The 1,686-nt window shown below is 53.0% G+C and carries 1 protein-coding gene; it reads right to left on the minus strand.

Features of this window, described 5'->3' with window-relative positions; translation table 11 throughout:
- Positions 1–46 precede the first annotated feature (46 nt).
- Positions 47–1,617, minus strand: a protein-coding gene (locus KNP60_RS15350; RefSeq protein WP_214752605.1) for an IS3 family transposase whose coding sequence is annotated in 2 segments (ribosomal slippage) — positions 47–978 and positions 978–1,617 — 1,572 coding nt in all. Because the reading frame shifts where the segments join, the coding sequence is not laid out codon by codon here.
- Positions 1,618–1,686: the final 69 nt, after the last annotated feature.

Raw genomic sequence — 1,686 nt, forward strand, 5'->3', positions numbered from 1 at the left:
TGAACTGCTCCCCGTCAAGTAGACAGGGCAAATAATGAAAACCGGACTATGCGGCTTGAGACCTGTATTCTACAGGGCTCAAGCCGTTCAGTCGTTTCTGGAGACGATCATGGTTGTAGAACGATATGTAGGTCTCGATGGCCGATGTGAGTTCGCTGTAGGCCTGGAACTCACGCAGGTAGTACATCTCGACTTTCAGGGTACCCCAAAAACCCTCGATCGGGGCGTTGTCGAGACAACGTCCGACCCGGGACATGCTGTGGGTCAGCCCCGCGTCTTCTACCATGCGTTTGAACCCTCTCGAGGTATATTGGAACCCTCGGTCGCTATGGATCATCGGACTCGCTCCTGAACGGAGCCCCGCGATGGCTGGGATCATCGTCTGGAATACGAGCGCGTTGTTGTTGGATTTCCCGATGCGATAGGCGACGATCGAGCCGTCATAGAGGTCGATGATTGCGCTCAGATATGCCTTCCTTCCGGCGCCATATTTGAACTCGGTGACGTCGGTGCACCACTTCTCGTCCGGTCGGGACGCGCTGAATTCTCGGTTCATCAGGTTCTCGGCCACATGCTGCGGGGATGACTTTTTGTACCGTTTTCGCTTCTGGCGGATGACCGAACGGATCTCATGGATACGCATGAGACGATAGATGCGCTTCTCGTTGTATGCCGGCAGGCCATGCTGGCGTCGTCTCCGGTTGACCGTCATGGTGATCCGTCGATAGCCGTAGGTCCCGTTCACCTGGTCGTAGAGGAGGCGGATGTCCTCTAGTAGGCTTAGGTTCTCCTCCTCGCGTACCGAGACGGTACGCTTCAACCATTTATAGTAGGCGGCCCGTGAGACCTGCGCGATTTCACACAGGAGCACGACCGGGAACGTATCGGTCGTCGACATTTCCTCGATCGCCATGTAACGTAATTGTAGCCGGATTTGGCTGATCAACCTCTCCTCTCGATCTCCTCTAACTTTTTTAGGAACAGGTTCTCGGCCCGCAGGCGCTCGTTCTCCCGCTCGATCTGTTGGATGCGACGTTCGAGCTTCTCTTCGTTGGTCAGTTCCTCTTCTTGCTTCGTCCGTCCGCGCCGGTCCTCGAGCCCGTGCACGCCGTCGGCGTCATATTTTTTCGTCCAGCCGTAGACCTGGTGGTACGACACGGCGAATATCTCGGCCGTCCGTTGATAGTTCCGTCCATTGTCCAGGCAATACCTGACGATCTCCATGCGTTCCTCGAATGTGGTCTTTCTCCCTTTTGTCATAGCTCGATCCATCCCTTTTCTCGAATCTGTTAACTCGCTATGACTAGTATACTTCTTGATCCACCGATATAGAACCGAACGACTACTGATTTGATGTCTGGAGAGGACTTCCACCATGGTGACCCCGTCGAGATAGTCACGTACGGCCGCTATTTTCTGTTCCTTTGTGTACAGTTTCCATATCCTCGACTCCTTCAAGGCGTCGATTCCGCCGGTCTCGAATTTTACTTTCCACACCCGGAGGGTATGCTCAGAGACGTGATGAGCCTCCTCGATTTCCTTCCACGTATATGTTCCTTCTTCCATCATTCGTAGTGCACTCAGTTTTTGTTCGATTGAATGCCGACTTCTCGCCATAAAAAAACACTCCCCAATAGAATAAACAGATTTGTTATTTCATCTGTCTACCTATTGGGGAGCATATCA

Origin of the sequence: Exiguobacterium sp. s5 (genome assembly GCF_018618075.1) — a bacterium.
Classification (GTDB): Bacteria; Bacillota; Bacilli; order Exiguobacteriales; family Exiguobacteriaceae; genus Exiguobacterium; species Exiguobacterium mexicanum_A.